The 19,688-nt window shown below is 53.9% G+C and carries 14 protein-coding genes and 2 tRNA genes; 9 read left to right on the forward strand and 7 right to left on the reverse strand.

The annotated features are described in order from the left end of the window. The first annotated feature begins 32 nt into the window (after positions 1-32). Positions 33-689 (forward strand): OmpW/AlkL family protein, encoded by a 657-nt coding sequence (locus tag ACTU44_RS03225; protein WP_462096653.1) that lies wholly within the window; start codon positions 33-35, stop codon positions 687-689. A gap of 112 nt (positions 690-801) precedes the next feature. Here the strand turns inward: ACTU44_RS03225 and ACTU44_RS03230 are convergent, their stop codons facing one another. The 5 genes from ACTU44_RS03230 to ACTU44_RS03250 all read right to left on the reverse strand — a co-directional run bounded on the left by ACTU44_RS03230 (position 802) and on the right by ACTU44_RS03250 (position 3,699). Beyond that, positions 802-1,179 (reverse strand): gamma-butyrobetaine hydroxylase family protein, encoded by a 378-nt coding sequence (locus ACTU44_RS03230; protein WP_114096585.1) that lies wholly within the window; start codon positions 1,177-1,179, stop codon positions 802-804. Between the two features lie 17 nt (positions 1,180-1,196). Further along, entirely contained in the window at positions 1,197-1,385 is a 189-nt protein-coding gene (locus tag ACTU44_RS03235) for a Trm112 family protein (protein WP_101246487.1), read from the reverse strand. A 48-nt stretch (positions 1,386-1,433) separates the two neighbouring features. Beyond that, on the reverse strand, positions 1,434-2,123 hold the full coding sequence (locus tag ACTU44_RS03240; RefSeq protein WP_462096654.1) for an LON peptidase substrate-binding domain-containing protein: 690 nt from the start codon (positions 2,121-2,123) through the stop codon (positions 1,434-1,436). Then, positions 2,120-3,046 (reverse strand): thioredoxin, encoded by a 927-nt coding sequence (trxA, locus tag ACTU44_RS03245; protein ID WP_462096655.1) that lies wholly within the window; start codon positions 3,044-3,046, stop codon positions 2,120-2,122. Before trxA ends, ACTU44_RS03240 begins: the two co-directional genes overlap by 4 nt. 134 nt (positions 3,047-3,180) lie before the next feature. Continuing rightward, positions 3,181-3,699, reverse strand: coding sequence for a prolyl-tRNA synthetase associated domain-containing protein (locus ACTU44_RS03250; RefSeq protein ID WP_462096656.1), 519 nt, complete (start codon positions 3,697-3,699; stop codon positions 3,181-3,183). Between the two features lie 220 nt (positions 3,700-3,919). Between ACTU44_RS03250 and ACTU44_RS03255 the strand changes: the two genes are divergently transcribed. From ACTU44_RS03255 to ACTU44_RS03270, 4 genes are all read left to right on the forward strand, one after another. Next, positions 3,920-3,994, forward strand: a tRNA-Gly gene (locus ACTU44_RS03255). Between the two features lie 36 nt (positions 3,995-4,030). After that, positions 4,031-4,105 (forward strand) — tRNA-Gly (locus ACTU44_RS03260). Between the two features lie 215 nt (positions 4,106-4,320). Further along, positions 4,321-6,531, forward strand: coding sequence for a putative bifunctional diguanylate cyclase/phosphodiesterase (locus tag ACTU44_RS03265; protein WP_336079939.1), 2,211 nt, complete (start codon positions 4,321-4,323; stop codon positions 6,529-6,531). Between the two features lie 50 nt (positions 6,532-6,581). Continuing rightward, positions 6,582-7,223 (forward strand): DUF488 domain-containing protein, encoded by a 642-nt coding sequence (locus ACTU44_RS03270; RefSeq protein WP_462096657.1) that lies wholly within the window; start codon positions 6,582-6,584, stop codon positions 7,221-7,223. A 32-nt stretch (positions 7,224-7,255) separates the two neighbouring features. Here ACTU44_RS03270 and fabI read toward each other — a convergent pair whose 3' ends face one another. Then, complete coding sequence (fabI, locus tag ACTU44_RS03275; protein WP_114096591.1) at positions 7,256-8,014, reverse strand: enoyl-ACP reductase FabI; 759 nt, start codon at positions 8,012-8,014, stop codon at positions 7,256-7,258. A gap of 383 nt (positions 8,015-8,397) precedes the next feature. On the opposite strand from fabI, the gene ACTU44_RS03280 reads away from it, so the two are divergent. From ACTU44_RS03280 to ACTU44_RS03295, 4 genes are all read left to right on the forward strand, one after another. Further along, positions 8,398-13,233 (forward strand): NAD-glutamate dehydrogenase, encoded by a 4,836-nt coding sequence (locus ACTU44_RS03280; RefSeq protein ID WP_462096658.1) that lies wholly within the window; start codon positions 8,398-8,400, stop codon positions 13,231-13,233. A gap of 305 nt (positions 13,234-13,538) precedes the next feature. Further along, positions 13,539-14,153: a TetR/AcrR family transcriptional regulator gene (locus ACTU44_RS03285; protein WP_114096593.1), complete on the forward strand. Its 615-nt coding sequence runs from the start codon at positions 13,539-13,541 to the stop codon at positions 14,151-14,153. 163 nt (positions 14,154-14,316) lie between these two features. Next, the gene (locus ACTU44_RS03290) at positions 14,317-15,480 is read left to right on the forward strand and encodes an efflux RND transporter periplasmic adaptor subunit (RefSeq protein ID WP_462096659.1); all 1,164 of its coding nucleotides are present in this window, start codon (positions 14,317-14,319) and stop codon (positions 15,478-15,480) included. Positions 15,481-15,517: 37 nt separating this feature from the next. Further along, on the forward strand, positions 15,518-18,697 hold the full coding sequence (locus ACTU44_RS03295; protein WP_114096594.1) for an efflux RND transporter permease subunit: 3,180 nt from the start codon (positions 15,518-15,520) through the stop codon (positions 18,695-18,697). 73 nt (positions 18,698-18,770) lie between these two features. Here the strand turns inward: ACTU44_RS03295 and ACTU44_RS03300 are convergent, their stop codons facing one another. After that, the gene (locus tag ACTU44_RS03300; protein WP_462096660.1) at positions 18,771-19,412 is read right to left on the reverse strand and encodes a hypothetical protein; all 642 of its coding nucleotides are present in this window, start codon (positions 19,410-19,412) and stop codon (positions 18,771-18,773) included. Positions 19,413-19,688 lie beyond the last annotated feature (276 nt).

Here is a 19,688-nt window from a genome sequence, read left to right on the forward strand (position 1 = left end):
TCCGATCTGATACACGCAAAAGGGGACAGACGATGTCATTTTTGAAGAAAACGATTGGTGCAACCGCACTGGGTGGGCTTATGGCGGCGGCCCTGCTTGCTGGCAATGTAGCCCATGCGCAGACCGCAGAATTCAAATCCAAGCAGGCTGGTGACATTGTCATCCGTGCCCGCGGGATTGCGCTTGTTCCGGACGAGGATACCTATGATCACACCCTTAATACAGGCGAAGGTCATCTGAACAACGATGTGGTTCCGGAGGTCGATTTTTCCTACTTCTTGACCAACAATCTTGCGCTTGAGCTGATCGCGGCAACCACCAAGCATGACCTGACCTGGCAGAATCCGAACCTTGACGCCGGCTCGGTTCGTCTGCTGCCGCCGACCCTGACGCTGCAATATCACTTCATGCCGGAAAGCCGTTGGAGCCCGTATGTCGGTGCCGGTATCAACTATACCTTCTTCTATGATTCCAAACCGGGGCAGTTCAACTCGGTCAAATATGAAGATGGCTTCGGCTATGCCTTCCAGGCAGGTTTTGACTATGCGATTTCCGGCCCTTGGTCAGTGAACCTCGATGTGAAGAAAATCTTCCTCGATACGGATATCAGCATCAATAACGGTGCCAATACATCAAAAGCGCACCTTGATCCGTGGGTCTTTGGTGTCGGTATTGGCTATCGCTTCTGATATCGTCTGACGGCGCCGGTTTGCCGGAAACCGCCAGATTTAAAACGGCTCCGTCCTGCCCGACGGGGCCGTTTTTATATGCAAAATTCGGGAATGATCGATTAGGGGATGATCAGGGATCGCGGGACAGGCCGCGGGCTTCAAGAGCCGCAAGATAATCCGACCAGAGCGTGTCCTGCTTTTCATGCAATTCGCGCAGATAGTGCCAGCTGTAAAGCCCGCTATCATGCAGGTCATCAAAGCTGATCCGTACCGCGTAATTACCGACTGGGGAGATGTCGATGATGCCGACATGACGGCGTCCGGCGATGATCTTTTTCTCGGACGGATGATGGCCCTGAACTTCGGCCGACGGGCTTTCAACGCGGAGCAGCTCGGCGCTCAGACGTGTTGATACGCCATCATCCCATATGACCTCAAGAATACGGTCATCACGCAGATAATTAATCTCGACGGGGGTGAATTCCGGAGTGAAGCCGTCCTGTGACATGATGGACAGATACCGCCTTAATCTTCGATCGGGCGAGCTTCGTCGGGCAGCATGATTGGAATACCGTCACGGATCGGATAGGCCAGACCGGCCTTCGGGCTGATCAGTTCGTTATTTTCACGATCATATTCAAGCGCCTGCTTGGTCACCGGGCAGACAAGGATTTCAAGCAGTTTCGGGTCTACCGGGCTGTGAGTCGCAGTCATCAATTCGGCCTTTGGGTTGTAACGCCGTAATGCAACGGCCTTTAACAATCAGTTGGTGCTGCCATGCATATGTTTCGGGCCCGCATGGACCGCCATTTCAAGCAACGTAGTCAGCATATCGCCGCGATCATACAGGGTTGTGCATTCGAGCAAAGCCTGTTTTTCAAGCGGGCTGAGCCGGCAGCCCATCGAAATGGTGGTGATCAGCATTTCATCGTCGCTATCGGCCAGTGTATCCCAACAGGACCGCAGGGAATGCTGGGCAAAATAGGCCTCAAGCGCCATGCGCAGGCGATCACGATTGATCGGCATGTCATCTGCCGGGATGTCGAGATCGTCCTTCCACGGGGTAAAATCGCCGCGTACAGCGCGATAGCCGCCATCATTGTTGGGCAGTTCTTCAACAACATTAAAACGGCAGACGCCAGTCAATGTGATCAAAAAACGACCATCGTCGGTTTCGCTGAAGGCGGTGATACGCCCGGCGCACCCGGTTGAAAAGATGGCCGGGTGATCAGGGTCCATGAAATAGCTGTTGTGCTGGTCAGGGCGGGGCTGAATCATGCCAATGATGCGGTCCTGACCCAATGCGTCCGTCACCATATTGATATAGCGCGGCTCGAAAATATTCAGCGGCAAATGGCCACGCGGCAGCAAAAGCGCACCGCTAAGCGGGAAAACCGGCATGACATCAGGAAGATCCGAAAACGCAGGATCAAAAGGACCGCATATGCTCATGAAAACAAGACCGTCGATAGGGCACGGCGTCCGGCGACGCTGGCGGGATCCATCGGACCCCAGGCTTCAAAAAACTTCAGGAGCTGAGTGCGTCCTGCATCTTCATTCCATTCGCGATTGGTACGAATGATTTTGATCATGGTGTCGACGGCTTCTTCGCGTTTGTTGGTCGCAAAGCATGCCATGCCAAGGTCATACAGGGCCTGCAAATCGGTCGGGTCTGCTGCAACCTTGGCTCGTGCGGCATCAAGATCTTCGCTGCTGTAACCGGTTTCAGCCAGTTCAAGCGCGCTGATTGCGGCCGAAATTGGCGCTTTCAGTCGATCAACTTCAGACATGTTATCGACGAAGTGACGGGCTTCTTCGGTCTCACCCATGCCCACCATGCAGCGGATCATGCCGCCAATTGCAGTTTCGTTTTCCTGCTCGCGCTCGAGAACGCTGACATAGAGCCCGTGGGCATCTTCGAAATTACTCTCGGTCAGGGCTGCGGCGGCCTGTTCAAGAAGGGCCTCGATCGGGCTTTCAATCGGACCTCCTGCAAGACGTTCATAGAATGCACGGACTTCGCTTTCGGGCTGTGCACCCTGGAAGCCGTCAACGGGACGGCCGCCCTTAAAGGCATAAACAGTCGGAACTGACTGGATGCGCAATTGCATCGCCAGTTCCTGATTTTCATCGATGTTGATTTTGACAAGTTTGACGCGACCGCCAGCTTCTCGGGTAACCTTTTCGATCACCGGCGTCAGGCTTTTGCACGGGCCGCACCAGGGGGCCCAGAAATCGACGACGACAGGCACTTCCATTGAAGGCTCGATAACATCCTGGACAAAAGTTTCGACACTGCTGTCCTTGATCAGATCGGATGCCTGGTTCGGATTGGTGGCCGTTTCAGGCGCATTCGCGTCAAGAATAATCGACATTACTGTTCACTCGCTAAAACTGATTTCTAGATGATGCCGCGTTGCCCGGACGACAAGAGGCATAGATGTGAAATAGATTTATTACTATAATCAAATGTTTGTATTTATAAGGACTTACCCCGGATGTCCGCGATTCAGTTAGCGCCCGCTGATTCCAGATCGGCTTCGAAATCAATGATCAAAGCTTCGTACCCCAGAGATGTGATGAATTTCAACAGGTCTGCTGACGAAATTGTCGTGGTTCTGTCATTGCGCAAGGGGTGAAAGTTCAAAACATTGCCGTGGGCCAATTTGGCATCAAGGGCAAGTCTGACTTTTCTGTCCGTGTCGTTGATCAGCGCAAAGGGCGTTACCGAACCCGGTTTGACGCCAAGTGTTGCAATCAGCAATTCAGGTTTGCCAAATGACAGACGCGCACACCCCAGCCGCTTATGCAAGTGGTTCATGCGAATCTCGGTCTCTTCCTCGGCAACTACCAGCCACAATTCACCTTTCTTGTCTTTGACAAACAGGTTCTTGGAATGAAGCCCGGGAAGATCGCCGCGGAGATTTTGCGAATCCTCGACCGTGAAAAGCGGAACATGCTCATGAGTCGTCGTTTCGATTCCCAGTTTTGCCAGCTGATCGAAAAGTACGGTTGATGGATTGCTCATGCTGTTTCTCTTGTGGATGTGACGCGCGAAGATACCCAACTTCAAAACCTGACGCAAATTTGCGCGAGGCCGGTCGGATTTCGGCAATTCGACCTCATAAAGTCAAGGAAAACTGCCAAAATTTGCAATGTTACGATTTCGTGGAAAAAAGGGTTGCAATCGCTCTTTGTTGGGCTATTATCCGCGCCGCTCCACAGGGGCAGGAAACAAACTGATGAATGCGGGCGTAGCTCAGGGGTAGAGCATAACCTTGCCAAGGTTAGGGTCGAGAGTTCGAATCTCTTCGCCCGCTCCATCAGACGGTTTCTTTGCACATCGCTTTCATGATGATGCGGGCGTAGCTCAGGGGTAGAGCATAACCTTGCCAAGGTTAGGGTCGAGAGTTCGAATCTCTTCGCCCGCTCCATGATGAAAGTTCTAAAAAGGCTGTCCGCAAGGGCGGCCTTTTTTATTGCCGATTCGTTGGGCCATTTCCGGTAAGTATTTTCTGGTAAATCGCGAATTTCTGCCCGCTGGAACGCTTTGTGCTATTGAAAACCAGTCCGTCATCGCAAACTTGAAAAGAAGCAGATATTATCCAAAAGGGTAGGCTTTTTCTCTGCGCTTGATGAAGGATTATTGGTGCAGTTTCACGGTTTCTTTTCAAACAAGAATTTCGTTTTGACGCGGACTTTGCCCGCAGTCATTTGTGCGTTGTTGCTTAACCTTGGCGGTCTTGGTCTTTTGTACTGGACAACCCAGGAAGCCGACCGCGTAGCTTATGAGCGGCAGAATCACCTGTTTGAGCGCGTGATCGCTGATCTGCGCAACCAGATTGCCCATGATCAGGAAAGTGTCACGGTTTGGGATGATGCCCTCAATGCCGTGCGGGCCGGTGATGAAGAATGGATTGAATGGAATCTTGGCATCTGGATGCAGGAATATTTCGATCACAACGCGCTGTTTGTTCTCGCCCCGGATGATCGCCTGCTTCATGCCTATATTGTCGATGACCCGCAATATGCGCTCGATTATTCCAAGGCGGAAAAGACCATCTTGCACCTGGTCGATATCCTGCGTACCCGTATGCGCGAGAATGATGGCAAGCTTGATGCAGGGGCCTACTTGCAGACCCCCGGTGCGGTCGATGTTGCGCTTGTTGATGGCCGACCAACTATTGTCAGTGCCAAGGCAATTGTTTCGGACTCCGGTGACATTGCGCAGGTGCCCGGTGAGGAATATGTGTTCGTCTCGGTGCGTTATCTTGATGGCAAATTCCTGACAGAGACGGGCCGGAAATTCCTTTTTGACGGATTGCGGTTCTCGGTCATTGATCGCACCCAGGACCATGAAGCCTCCAACCGTCTGGTCGATATGAACAGCCAGACCATAGGTCATTTTTTCTGGTCACCCTATCGGCCCGGAAGTGCAGTCTTTTCCTATCTTCTGCCGATGCTGGCGGCATTGGGTTTGTTGCTGCTGATCCTGATCGGTTTTTTTGCTCTTCAGCTTCGGGTTCGCTATCGCAAACAGCGTCTGGCCGAACGTCAGATGTATCACATGGCCCGTCATGACTCCCTGACCGGGCTGCCCAACCGGTCCTGCTTTAACGATGTCGTTGATAACGTTTTGATGCGTGATGATCGCGATGTACCGGGTATTGCGCTGTTATTCATCGATCTTGATCATTTCAAACAGGTCAATGACACCATGGGGCATCCCGGGGGCGATGTCATGATCCGTGCGGTCGCAGGTCGTCTCCGTGCTGCAGTACTGCCGGGCAGCATTATCGCACGGGTTGGCGGGGATGAATTCACCCTGTTACTGACCAACATTGCGGATTTGCCTGATGCAGAGGCCTTCTGCGAAAATCTGTTTGCTTCGGGCAATGCCCCGGTCGAGGTCAACGGGCGTCTGATCCCGGTACGGATGAGTATCGGTGTGGCCTTTGATCCGGATGGTAATCTCGGGCGTGACGAACTCATCCGTCGTGCCGATGTGGCGCTTTATCGCGCCAAGGCCAAAGGGCGGAACTGTTATGTCGCCTTCGATCCGGAAATGGATGCTGCCAACCGGGAAAAAAGACGGATTGAGCATGATCTGCGTGCGGCCCTTGATGCCGGTGCAGGGCAGCTCAGATTACAGTTCCAGCCGCTTTATGCTCTTCCGGACGAGACGCTTTTGGGCTTTGAGGCCCTGGCACGCTGGGAGCATCCCGAACTTGGTGATGTGCGACCTGATCTGTTCATTCCGATCGCCGAAGAAACCGGCATGATTCGAGAAATCGGGGCATGGGCCTTGCGTTCGGCCTGCGAGGCTGCCCTGCATTGGCCCGGTGTCGGCATCAGTGTCAATGTGTCGGTTCTTGAGTTTGATGATCCTGATTATGTCGAGCGTGTGCGGGCCATTCTGAACGAAACCGGTTTTGATCCGGCGCGGCTGGTTCTGGAAGTCACCGAAACCGTCATGGCCAGTGGTGAGTCCAGCGAACGCATATTGGGCGAGCTCAAGGACATCGGTGTGATGATTGCGATCGATGATTTTGGTACCGGATTTTCATCGCTTGGGCGGCTGCGCAATCTTGAGGTCGATATCATCAAGATTGATCGCATCTTCATTGACCAGATCGACATTTCGATGCGGGACCGCGAACTGGTTCGGGCGATTATTGAATTTGCTCATATGGCCGGGATGGAGGCCACAGCCGAAGGTGTTGAAAACGCATCGCAGCTTGATTGTCTGCGCTTGATCGGCTGTGACAATGTGCAGGGCTTCTACTATTCCCGTCCGATTGATGCCCATCTGGTTGATCAGCTTGTGCATGCAAGGCGGGTTGCCTCGAATGCGAACTAGAAGGGCTGATAAGGGTTGTCTTTTGTCGGTCAATCGGGTGTCTTGGTGTGATGACAGGGCCCAATCCACATGACATCGCTGAGCACGATCGGATCATTTTCACGGTCGGTTATGCCGGGCATGACCGTGTCAGTTTGCTTGCGCTGTTCAAGGCGCATGGCATAACGGCGGTTGCCGATATCAGAACCTTCAGGCGATCCAGTTACTGGACGGCGTTTGATGCCGACAGTTTCGGGCCGTTCCTGCGCGAAAACGGTATTGCCTATGTTTTCATGGGCGATGTGATGGGCGGCAAGCCGCAAGTGCCGGAACTCTATCCTGGTGGCCAGCTTGACTATGATCTGATGGCAAAGACGCCGGATTTCAAAACCGGGATCGAACGGCTTGTTGCCGGGGCTGCGAAATACCGTATCTGCCTGATGTGTGCGGAAAAGGACCCGCTTGATTGCCATCGGACCTTATTGATCGCACCAGCCCTGAAACAGGCAGGGTTTGACCTGCGCCATCTGGTCGAGGGCCGGATCGAAACCCAAAGTGATACCGAAAGCCGGATGGTCGCGATCAATGGGGGTGATGTGCCCGATCTGTTTGCTTCAGCGGCAAATGACCCCGATGCGGATTACAAACTGGCACTGGCCCGTCAGATCAGGCGGGTCGCCCCGATGGCAGATGATGCGATAAAGCGCCGCTAGGCCTCCTTACAGGCGCTTTGCGATCGCTTAGCTTAGCCCATGATGTTATAGCCGCCATCAATATGAACCACATCGCCGGTCAGCGACTGCGCACGGTCACTGACCAGAAAGGCGGCCAGTTCACCGATTTCATCAATGGTCACCAGTCGCCTTGATGGCGCACGTAATGCTGTTTCATCCATCAGATGCTGAAACTCGGCGATGCCTGATGCGGCGCGGGTTAAAAGTGGTCCCGGCGAAATGGCGTGGCAGCGGATATTTTTAGCGCCCAGTTCGGCTGCCATATAGCGGGTCATGCTTTCGAGAGCGGCCTTCACCGGTCCCATGACGCCGTAATGATCGACAACCCGTTCCGATCCCATATATGTCACGGTCAAAAGTGTGCCGCCATCCTGCATCAATGGTTCGGCACGTTTGGCCAGCCGGGCAAAGGAGTGGCAGGAAATATCCATTGCCGCCAGAAACCCGTCACGCGAACAATCCACGACCCGTCCATGGAGGTCCTCGGTCGGGGCAAAGGCAATGGAATGCAACAGAAAATCAAGCTTTCCCCATTGTTTTTCGATCTCGGCAAACAACATGTCACAATGCTGTTCATCGCGGACATCAAGTTTGGCGATGATTGGCGCGTTGACTTGTTCGGCAAGCGGACGCACATGCGCTTCGGCCTTGTCATTGAGATAGGTAACGGCAAGATCGGCCCCTTCACGCCGGAAAATACGTGCGCATCCCCAGGCAATGGATAGGTCATTGGCAATTCCAACGATAAGTCCCTTTTTGCCTTCAAGCATGGTGTGTCTCCGGCCTGGTGGTGTGCGTGTGCGAAGAATTCTTTTGTGTGGGGCTGTTTCTATGAGTTTAGGTCATTTTGCGACGCAATAAAGGACAAAATTTTGTGACGGGAATGCCTAACAGTTAATCAGACTTGCCCAGTCTAGCTTGTTGGTTAAATGAATTTTTTTTGTGCAGAAGCATAGTTTTTAGGCACTTGATCAGCTATGTGTAGCCTTGGAAGAAGTCTTTGGAATCCTGTGTCATCCAATAGCGGTTTCCGCCGATTTCTTTCGGGTTTCGGCCCAAATAATAAAATGTGACATCCGTGGTGTGTGATGCCGTCCGCAAAGGTCGGTGTTTCGGTTCTGGCAAACAGAACTGAGAAAAAGGGAAATTGGACATGAAAGCCCGCAAAGACGACCCGAAACGGGAAGTCATCGACAAAGTTGTCGAACAAATCCAGCAACGCATAAAAGGCAAGATGGCGAAGGATGCAGAAGCATTCGTTCGCCTTTTTTATAAGGATGTTCCGCCTGACGACATGGCGGGTCGCTCGGTCGACTCGCTTTATGGCGCGGCGTTGACGCTTTATAAATTCACGCAAAAGCGCCCGTCGGCCGATGCCGCCAAAATCCGGGTCTATAACCCCGATCTTGAAGAGCACGGCTGGAAGTCCGATCACACCGTGATCGAGATCAGCAATACCGACATGCCGTTCCTTGTCGATTCCGTAACGTCGGTTCTTCATGAACTTGATCTGACGGTGCATCTGGTGATCCATCCGATCATGCGCATCGCACGTGATCAGAACGGCGAACTCCAATCGGTCGCAGGGGTTGAGGATTCAGAAGACCCGCGTGAATCGGTGATGCATGTCGAGATCGACGAACAGACCGATCAGGCGGTTCTCGACAAGATCCACGAGCGTCTGGAAAATGCCCTGACCGATGTGGCTCTTGCCGTGCGTGACTGGCAGCCGATGCTTAAAAAGGTTTCCGAAGTTCTTGATGAAATCGGTGAAACCACCGGTGGTGGTGCCGAAGAAGACCGTCGGGAGGTCAAGGATTTCCTTGGCTGGCTCCATAATGATCACTTTACCTTCCTTGGCTATCGCGAATACCGCTTCAAGACGTCGGGCAAGAAAACGGCTGCTGATGTCGAAGTCAAAAATCAGCTCGGCATCCTGTCGCGCGAAGGAACGCATATTTTCGATGAACTGCGCCAGATCGGAAATCTGTCGCCTGAAGTTCAGGATTTCGTCACCAGCCCCAACCTTTTGATGGTGACCAAGGCCAACAAGCAATCGACCGTCCATCGTCCGGTGCATCTTGATACCATCGTCGTCAAACAGTTCGACGCCAAGGGCAAGGTCGTTGGTCAGCACCTTTTTGTCGGCCTGTTTACCTCGGTCGCCTATAACCTGAGCCCGCGCCTGATACCGCTTTTGCGCATGAAACTTGCCGAAACGGTCAAGCGCGCCGGCTTCCCGCCTGCCAGCCATGATGGCAAGGCGCTGGTCAATATCCTTGAAACCTTCCCGCGCGACGAACTGTTCCAGGTCGAGCTTGATGACCTCTATCACATCTGCATGGGCATCCTGCATTTGCAGGAACGTCAGCGCATTGCCCTGTTTGTCCGTCGTGATGCGTTTGAACGGTTCGTTTCCTGTCAGCTGTTCTGCCCGCGTGATCGTTTCTCGACCAAGCTGCGGTTCAAGTTCCAGAAGGTCATCGAAGATGCCTTTGACGGCAAGGTGACAGCACATTACACCCTGATCGGGGACAGCCCGCTTGCGCGTCTGCATCTGCTGGTCAAAACCAATCCGGGTGAATTGCCGGAATATAACGTTGCCGAAATCGAACGTCAGCTGGTTGAGGTGGCGCGCGACTGGACGGATACGCTTCGTCAGGTCCTTGTTCGTGAAATGGGTGAGGAACGCGGTCTTGCGCTCTATCGTCGCTATGGTGAAAGCTTCTCAAGCGACTATCGCGAACGCTTCACGGTCGAAAGTGCGGCACTTGATATCGAACGCATCGAAGATGTGATCAAGGCCAATGACCTTCGCGTGAACCTCTATCGTCCGATCGAGGCCGCCGAAAACGAACTGCGCTTCAAAATCTACAATCCCGGTGCGCCGGTTCCGCTGTCTGATGTTTTGCCCATGCTTGAAAATATGGGACTTAAGGTCATCACCGAGAACCCGTTTACAGTCCGTCCGCGCGATGTGGAAACCAATGTCCGTATTCACGATTTCGGCGTGGTTGTCGATGGTGAATTCAGCCTGCATGATGTGCGCGACAAGTTCCAGGAACTGTTTGTCCGCATGTGGCATGGCGAAGTGGAAAACGACGCATTTAACCGTCTGGTTCTGCTGGGCAACCTGCATTGGCGCGAAGTCGTGATCCTGCGGGCCTATGCCCGTTATACCCGTCAGATGGGATCTGCCTTCTCGCAGAATTACATGGCGCGCACCCTTGCCAACAACCCGGCACTGGCGTCTGCCATCGTGTCGCTGTTTGTTGCAAAGTTCGACCCGGATCGCGATCCGGGGATGGCACTGGAAGTCGAAGCCATCGAAGGCGATATCGTGTCGCGCCTTGAAGATGTGATGAACCCGGATGAGGACCGCATTTTGCGGGCCTTCCTCAATCTGGTTCAGTCGACCCTGCGCACCAACTTCTTCCAGTACGGGGCGGATGGAAACCCCAAGCCCTATCTGTCGGTCAAATTCAATTCCGGCATGATCGAGGATTTGCCGTTGCCCCGTCCATGGCGTGAAATCTTTGTCTATTCCCCGCGGGTCGAAGCCGTCCATCTGCGTGGTGGTCCGGTGGCCCGTGGCGGTATCCGCTGGTCGGATCGCCAGGAAGATTTCCGCACCGAAATTCTGGGTCTGGTCAAGGCCCAGATGGTCAAGAATGCGGTCATTGTTCCGGTTGGTTCCAAGGGCGGTTTTGTTGTGAAACGCCCGCCGACCGATGGCTCGCGCGAGGCATTCCTCGAAGAAGGTATTGCCTGCTACAAAATCCTGATGAGCGGCATGCTCGACATCACCGACAATATCGTTGGTGGCGACATCATTCCGCCAGAACGTGTTCGCCGTCTTGATGAAGATGACCCGTATCTGGTCGTTGCGGCCGACAAGGGCACGGCAACCTTCTCGGATATTGCCAATGGTGTGGCCCGTGATTACGGCTTCTGGCTTGATGATGCTTTCGCATCGGGTGGCTCGCAGGGCTATGACCACAAGAAAATGGGCATTACCGCCCGGGGCGCGTGGGAATCGGTCAAACGTCACTTCCGCGAAATGGGCAAGGATATCCAGACCACGCCATTTACCGTGGCCGGTGTCGGTGACATGTCCGGCGACGTGTTTGGCAATGGCATGCTTCTGTCTGAACAGATCAAGCTGGTCGCTGCCTTTAACCACATGCATATCTTTGTCGATCCGGACCCGGATACGGCCAAAAGCTTTGCCGAGCGCAAACGCCTGTTTGATATGCCGCGGTCAAGCTGGACCGACTATGACAAAAAGCTCCTGTCCAAGGGCGGCGATATCTTTGACCGCAAGGCCAAGACCCTTGATCCGTCACCCGAAGTCCGCAAGCTTCTTGGTCTTGATAGCGGCAAGGTCACGCCAGCCGACATGATGAAGGCGATCCTGAAAGCTGATGTCGAGCTGATGTGGTTTGGCGGTATCGGGACCTATATCAAATCAAGTCACGAAACCAATGCCGATGCCGGTGACCGAGCCAATGATGCCATCCGCATCAATGGTCGCGAACTTCGCGCCAAGGTCGTCGGCGAGGGCGCAAACCTTGGTGCAACCCAGCGCGGGCGTATCGAATATGCCCATGCCGGTGGTCGTTTGAATACGGATGCCATTGATAACGCAGCAGGCGTTAACTGCTCGGATCACGAGGTCAATATCAAGATTCTTGTCGGCGAAGTGGTTGCTGCGGGCGACATGACCGAAAAACAGCGTAACAAGCTTCTGGTCGAAATGACCGACGAAGTTGGTGATCTGGTTCTTCGCGATAACTATCTGCAAAGTCAGGCCATTTCCAATGCCCATGCGGCAAGCTCGGACCTGCTTGATGCGCAGGTGCGTCTGATCCGGATGCTGGAACGCGAAGGGCGTCTTAACCGCGAGATCGAATATCTTCCCGATGACGAGGAACTTGCCCGTCGTGCCAGTGCACATGAAGGTCTGACGCGTCCCGAAGTTTCGGTGCTGATGCCTTATGCCAAACTTTGGCTTTATGACGAGGTGCTGGAATCCGATCTTCCGGATGATCCAATCCTGGTCGAGGAACTGGTGCGGTATTTCCCGACACCGCTTCGCAAGAAATATGCGGATGCGATTTCGGGCCATCGTCTGAAACGTGAAATCATTGCCACCGTGGCGACCAACAGTCTGGTTAACCGCGTTGGCGGCACGTTTGTTCATGACATGATGGAGGCGACCGGTCTTTCGGCGGTGGATGTGTCGCGTGGTTATCTGATTACGCGCGCCGTCTTTGGTCTGCGGGAACTTTGGGCCGGGATCGAGGCGCTTGATAACGTGGTGCTGGCCAAGTTGCAGATCAGCATGTTCCGTGACATCAACCGCATGGTCAATGACGTCACCCAGTGGTTCCTGCGCAATTGTGAGGAGCTTAACGTTGGTGCCAAGATCGAGGTGTTCCGTCCTGCAGTATCCAAGGTGATTTCGGCCTTTGACGAAATTGTCCCGGAGGATGCCGGTTTCAGAACCGCACTCGAACAGAAAGCCCAGTCTTTGATGGCACAGGGCGTTCCCGAAGAACTCGCACGTCGCATTGCATCTGTTGCCCAGATGGTTGCGATCTGTGACGTGGTCCGGATCGCCGAGGCAACCGGTCGTGACGTGATTGAGGTCGCATCGACCTATTTCGCCGTCGGAACGCGTTTCCAGCTTGGTCTGATGCGCGCCGCAGCCGAGTCCATCGAAGCCGAAACCTATTGGCAGAAAATGGCACGTGCTGCTGTGATTGATGATCTGTTCGGGCATCAGCGCGAACTGACCCGTGCGGTTCTTGCCGATGGCAAGAAAGGCAGTTCGGGTTCGGATCTTGTTGATAAATGGGCCGATGCTCATCAGCGCGGCTGTGCGCGTTGTGATGAACTGATCAACGAGTTGCGTGCGGCCGGGCAGATTGATCTTTCGATGATCACCGTGGCCAACCGTCAGATCAGGGCGCTGATCGGGGCTTGAATCCGGCTCAGCCTGCCGTTGAAAACGTAACAAAGAGGGCGCTTTTTGCGCCCTCTTTTTGTTTTGCGGGGCCTTTGAATAACTCTTCGGGGCGGAGATTGAGACAGGGAGCATAATAAAATACCGCCAGCGATGGCTGCTATGTGTCTGGCTCATATATCCACTTAAATATTTGAATTTACGAACATTCCTGTCATCCTCCTGCTATGATAATATGATGATCTTGCAATGTTCCGGACGGGATTCCTTGAAAAATACCAACCGGTACGTATATGTGACGCATAATCAATATACAGGTAAAAGCCATGAGGAACGCCGCGGAAACCCGGATCAAGCTGCTTGAGACAGCCATCGAATTGCTGTCAACGCGCAGTTATCACGACATCGGTGTCAGCGATGTCTGCAAGCATGCCGGGGTGACAAAAGGCGCGTTTTATCATCACTTTGACAGCAAGGCCGCGCTGTTTGCGACCGCCGCACGCCATCATTGGGAAAAAGGCAAAGACGAGCTTCGCGCTGTCTTTTCCCCCGAAGTTCCCCCGATTGAACAGCTTAATCGTTATATCGAGCTGGTCTGCGACAAACAGAAAAGGCATGCCGTTCCGGGCGAAAGCGAAGTCTGTGTGTGCCCGATCTTTACCGCAGGCGGCCAGGTCGGTCCGGAAGATGTGGAAATCCAGGATTGCTCCCGCGAACTTGCAGGCGAACAGGTCAAATATCTAGCCTCGATGGTGCGCGGGCTGAAAGGTGAGGGCATGCTGGGTGAAGACGGTGATGTCACCCTGTTGGCCCGCCTTGTTTTCCAGTATGTCCATGGTCTGCTGACCTATGGCAAGGTATTTAATGATCTGGATACTGTTCGGTCTGATCTGCGTGAAGGGATCTGCCGAATTCTAAATTTGCAATGTAAATTCAGATAGTTAACTGTTATTTATGTCAGTTGATGTCTCCTGACAAAACAGTATAAAAATAAAAAATAGCCATTTTTTTGCCTTCTTCCCCTTGCGAACAAACCGAACGGTATGCATCTACCCTTCAAACGGGCCGCGTGTGTGCGGCGCAACCCATTTGGAAGAAGAAAAGATGCAGTCTCGATCAAAACGCAGAATTCTGCTGCCAGTTGCCGCATTGGCGCTGGTCGCTGCCGCCGGTGGATATGGCTTGCATGTCTCGGGCTCCTTTGCCGATGAAGTGGCGGTTCAGTCTGCCCCGATGGCAACCCCGGTTACTGTTTCTCACGTCAAAAGCAGCTCTGTGCGGCTTTGGAATAACTTTTCCGGCCGCCTGAGCGCGGTCGAGGAAGTCCAGCTGCGCCCGCAGGTCAGTGGTGCGATTGTCGAAATCCTCTTTGAAGACGGACAGCTGGTTCAAAAGGACGATATTCTGGCGGTGATTGATCCGCGCAGTTATCAGGCAACCGTCAACGAGGCGCGTGCCGAACTAGCCGCTGCCGAACAGAACCTGTCGCTGGCTGCCAAGGAAAAGGCGCGTGCAGAAAAGCTCGTTGCCAATGGCACAGTGTCCAAGCGCGTCTATGACGAACGCCTCAACACCCATCGCGTCGCACAAAGTCAGGTAACGCGTGCCAAGGCCAATCTTGAACTGGCCGAGATCGAACTTGATCACGCCTATGTCAAAGCCCCGATCAGCGGCCGGGTCAGCCGGGTCGAACTGACCATTGGCAATCAGGTCAATGCCGGGCCGAATGCCCCGGTCCTGACCACGATTGTTTCAACCGGTAAAATCTATGCCGATTTTGACCTTGATGAGCAGACCTTCTTTGACAGCATCGGTGATGGCGGCAAAATCGCTGAAGCCGCCCACAGCATCCCGGTCAACATGACCCTGTCCAACGGGCGTCAGGTGTCGGGATTTGTTCACAGCTTTGACAACCGCATCGATCCGCGCACCGGCACGATCCGGACCCGTGCCCTGTTTGACAACCTTGATGGCGATCTTTTGCCAGGCACCTTTGCCGCCCTTGAGGTCGGTACCCTTGCCAAACAGGATGTCATCATGATTTCGCCCGAAGCCATCAGCACCGATCAGGACCGCAAGTTCGTCTATGTCGTCGAACCCGACAATACGGTTGCCTATCGTCAGGTTACTCTGGGCTCTGAAATCAATGGCATGCGCATTGTGACATCGGGTCTGAACGAAGGCGACCTTGTGATTGTCAATGGCATCATGAAGGTCCGTCCAGGCGTGCCGGTCGTTCCCGAAATTCTGCAGGCCGCTGCATCCTGACGGATGTGTGCTGGCGCTTTAAGCAAGGCTGACTTTCATGCAGAACCTATCAAGATTTTTTGTCGACCGTCCGATCTTCGCCGGCGTTCTTTCCGTGCTGATATTGCTGGGCGGTCTGATTGCCATGTGGCGTTTGCCGATTTCGGAATATCCCGAAGTCGTGCCGCCGTCGATCGTGGTCGAAGCGAAGTTTCCCGGCGCAAACCCCGCCGAGATTGCTGAAACCGTTGCATCCCCGCTTGAAGAGCAAATCAACGGGGTCGAGGGGATGCTTTATGTCAACTCGCTGGCCACAACCGATGGCAATCTGTCGCTGACCGTGACATTTGAAATCGGAACCGATCCCGATCTGGCCCAGCAAAAAGTCCAGAACCGTGTGTCGCAGGCCGAACCGCGTTTGCCCGATATCGTGCGCCAGCTTGGTGTGACGGTGTCCAAACGGTCGCCGGATCTGACCATGGTCGTGCATTTGCGTTCACCCAATGAACGCTATGACATGCTGTATTTGCGCAACTATGCGACGCTTAATGTGCGTGACCGTCTGGCACGTATCAGTGGTGTCGGGCAGGTCGGCCTGTTCGGGTCGGGTGATTACGCCATGCGTGTCTGGCTCAACCCTGACAAGGTGGCCGAACGCAACCTGACTGCTGGTGAGGTTGTTTCTGCAATCCAGAGCCAGAACGTTCAGGTCGCTGCCGGGATTATTGGTGGTGCGCCCTATGACAGTGGTGTGCAGTTCCAGTTGCCGATCAATATCAGCGGCCGTCTGGAATCCCCCGAGGAATTCGAAAATATCATCATCAAGCGTGAAAATGATGGCACCATCACGCGTCTTGGCGATGTGGCCCGTGTCGAAATGGAAGCCCAGCAATATGCGCTGCGCTCCCTGCTCGATAACAAGCCTGCGGTGGCCATTCCGATCTTTGCATCGCCTGGCTCAAACGCGCTTGATATTTCAAGCAATGTGCGCGCAACCATGGAAGAGCTTAAGCAAAACTTCCCTGACGATCTGGATTACTCGATTGTCTATGACCCGACCGTGTTTGTGCGTGGTTCGATCAAATCGGTTATCAAGACCCTGCTTGAAGCCATTGCGCTTGTGGTGATCGTGGTGACGATCTTCCTGCAAACATGGCGTGCATCGATCATCCCGTTACTTGCTGTGCCAGTTTCAATCATCGGGACCTTTGCCCTGATGCTGTTGATGGGCTTCTCGATCAATGTGCTGTCGCTGTTTGGTCTGATTCTGGCCATCGGGATCGTGGTCGATGATGCGATTGTGGTGGTCGAGAACGTTGAACGTAACATCGAACGTGGTCTGTCTCCACGCGATGCGACGGTTGCGGCCATGCGCGAAGTTACCGGACCGATCATTGCGACGTCGTTGGTGATTACCGGTGTGTTTGTGCCGATTGCCTTTATTTCCGGCCTGACCGGCCAGTTCTATCAGCAATTTGCCCTGACCATTGCCATTGCCACCATCATTTCAACCATCAACTCGCTCACACTCAGCCCGGCTTTGTCGGCAGTACTTCTGCGCAGTCATGACGCGCCCAAAGACTGGCTGACGCGCGGTATGGACTTTGTCTTTGGCTGGTTTTTCCGTGGGTTCAACCGTTTCTTTAACCGCAGTACCGAAATGTATGCTGGTGGTGTCAAACGCCTGCTGGGCATGAAGACCATCATGATGGCGCTTTATGTCGGCCTGCTGGCCCTGACCTATCAGGGGTTCCAGATCCTGCCAACAGGCTTTGTCCCCCTTCAGGACAAGCAATATCTGGTCAGTTTCGCCCAGCTTCCGCAGGGTTCGACGCTGGACCGGACCGAAGATGTCATTCGCGAGATGTCTGATATCGCGCTTAAGGAACCCGGTGTCGAAAGTGCCGTGGCCTTCCCGGGGCTTTCGATCAACGGGTTCGTCAACAGTTCCAGTGCGGGCATCGTGTTTGTCACGCTGACCGATTTTGACGAACGGAAAAGCGATGATCTGTCCGGGCTTGCCATCGCGGGCAAGCTGCAACAGAAATTCGCGGCGATTGACGAGGCCTTTGTCGCCATCTTCCCGGCCCCGCCGGTTCAGGGTCTTGGAACCGTGGGTGGCTTCAAGCTTCAGGTGCAGGATCGTTCCGATCAGGGCTATCGCGCCCTTGATGATGCCATGAAACAGGTCCTTGCCAAGGCATGGGCAGCACCGGAACTGACCGGTGTGTTTTCAAGCTACAACATCAATGTTCCCCAGCTTCAGGCGACCCTTGACCGCACCAAGGTCCAGCAGCTTGGTGTGCCGGTCGATGAAATCTTCCGGACCATGCAGGTCTATCTGGGCTCGATGTATGTCAATGACTTCAACGCGTTCGGGCGGACCTATCAGGTCATCGCACAGGCTGACAAACCCTATCGGTCAAGCCCCGAGGACATCCTGCGTCTGCAAACGCGCAACGCGGATGGGGATATGGTGCCGCTTGGATCAGTTCTTTCCGTTTCGGAAACGTTCGGGCCGGATACAGCGATGCGCTATAACGCGTTTCGTTCGGCTGATCTGAATGGTAACGCCGCCCCGGGTTATTCGAGTGGCGAGGCACAGGCAGCAATCACCAAGATCCTTGATGAAACATTGCCGCCGGGCATGTCCTATGAATGGACAGAACTGACCTATCAGCAGATTCTGGCGGGCAATACAGCGATCTTCATCTTCCCGATCTGTATCCTTCTGGTGTTCCTGGTTCTGGCTGCCCAGTACGAAAGCCTGACCATGCCGCTTGCGGTGATCCTGATCGTTCCGATGAGCATCCTGTCGGCTGTTTTTGGTGTCTATCTGTTTGGTGGGGACAATAACATCTTCACCCAGATCAGCCTGTTTGTGCTTGCCGGACTGGCATCCAAGAACGCCATCCTGATTGTCGAGTTCGCCCGCGAACTGGAACATCAGGGACGTGGCACCGTTCAGGCCGCAATCGAGGCCAGCCGTCTGCGCCTGCGCCCGATCCTTATGACTTCTCTGGCCTTCATCATGGGTGTCGTGCCGCTGGTTCTGTCCAGTGGTGCCGGTGCCGAGATGCGCCACGCCATCGGTATTGCCGTGTTCTCGGGCATGCTGGGCGTGACGATATTTGGCCTGATCCTGACCCCGGTCTTTTATGTCCTTGTACGCATGATTGGCCGGCGCAACGAAGTTCGTTCACTCAATGAGGCTGACGCACACCAGCCTGCGGAGTAAACGACATCGTTGCAGAAACAGCCGGACCGTCTTTTTCCCCCGACCCCGCCGGTCCGGCTGTTTTACTTTCCTGCTAGGCTTCAATCCGCATCGTACGCATGTCGAGAAATGCCTGGGTATCAATCAGGGTCAGGGGGCCCTGCCATGTACCGGCCTGTGCCGGTGATGGAGCATCCCAGTCAATTTCACGCGGTGGTGGCATATTTTCCGCTGATGGCCAGCGGTCCCCGCCAAACAGGTCTTCGCGATAATCGGCCAGTGTGCCAAGCGTTCCTGCCGGGCCTTCCTTGACGGTCAGTCTCTCGCCATATTCACGACGCATCGCAAATTCGACGCGATTTTCGGCATATCTGGCTAACTGGTCCCCGGAATATCCAAGATTTTCGCCGTCGCTCTGCGCGTATCCGTATTCCAAGGCGTAATTCATGCCATTCGAGACATTGATGTTATCTTCGCCAAATACAGCGACCAGCTGATCATCAAGATAATAGGCGCGTGTGACCTTTGCGTCGCCGTTATCGTCCAGCCAGGTATTCAGTTGGCTTTCAGCTTTGGACTGATAGGTTTCAAAGTCTTCCTGATGTTTGGTTTGAAGAGCTTTCCATTCCTCAAGCGAGAATTTGGTACTGTACTCACCGGTTTGTGGATCAATCGGTCTGGGCATGGTCAGAAACCGTGCGCCAACGATGGACATCTTTCCTTGAAACTCGACCATAAGACACCTCCTGCAATGAGATCTTAAATTGCGTATGCAATAAAAAGACCACTTATGGGTGTAATCAGGGGACTCCCTGAATATCTGCGGTATTCGTTCTGTGATGTTGGTCACGCAGGTGAAAACGCCATAATCATTTTGCTTGTTCAAAGGGTTGGCGGGAATAATCTTCCCACACTAACGAATAAGTTTTCGATGCGACGGCAAACAAACAGAACAAGTTTGCCGGGTGCTTGCCATTGCCAAACTTTGCCTTATCTGTCGTTCGAAAGGTTT

This window comes from Thalassospira sp. SM2505, assembly GCF_054901115.1.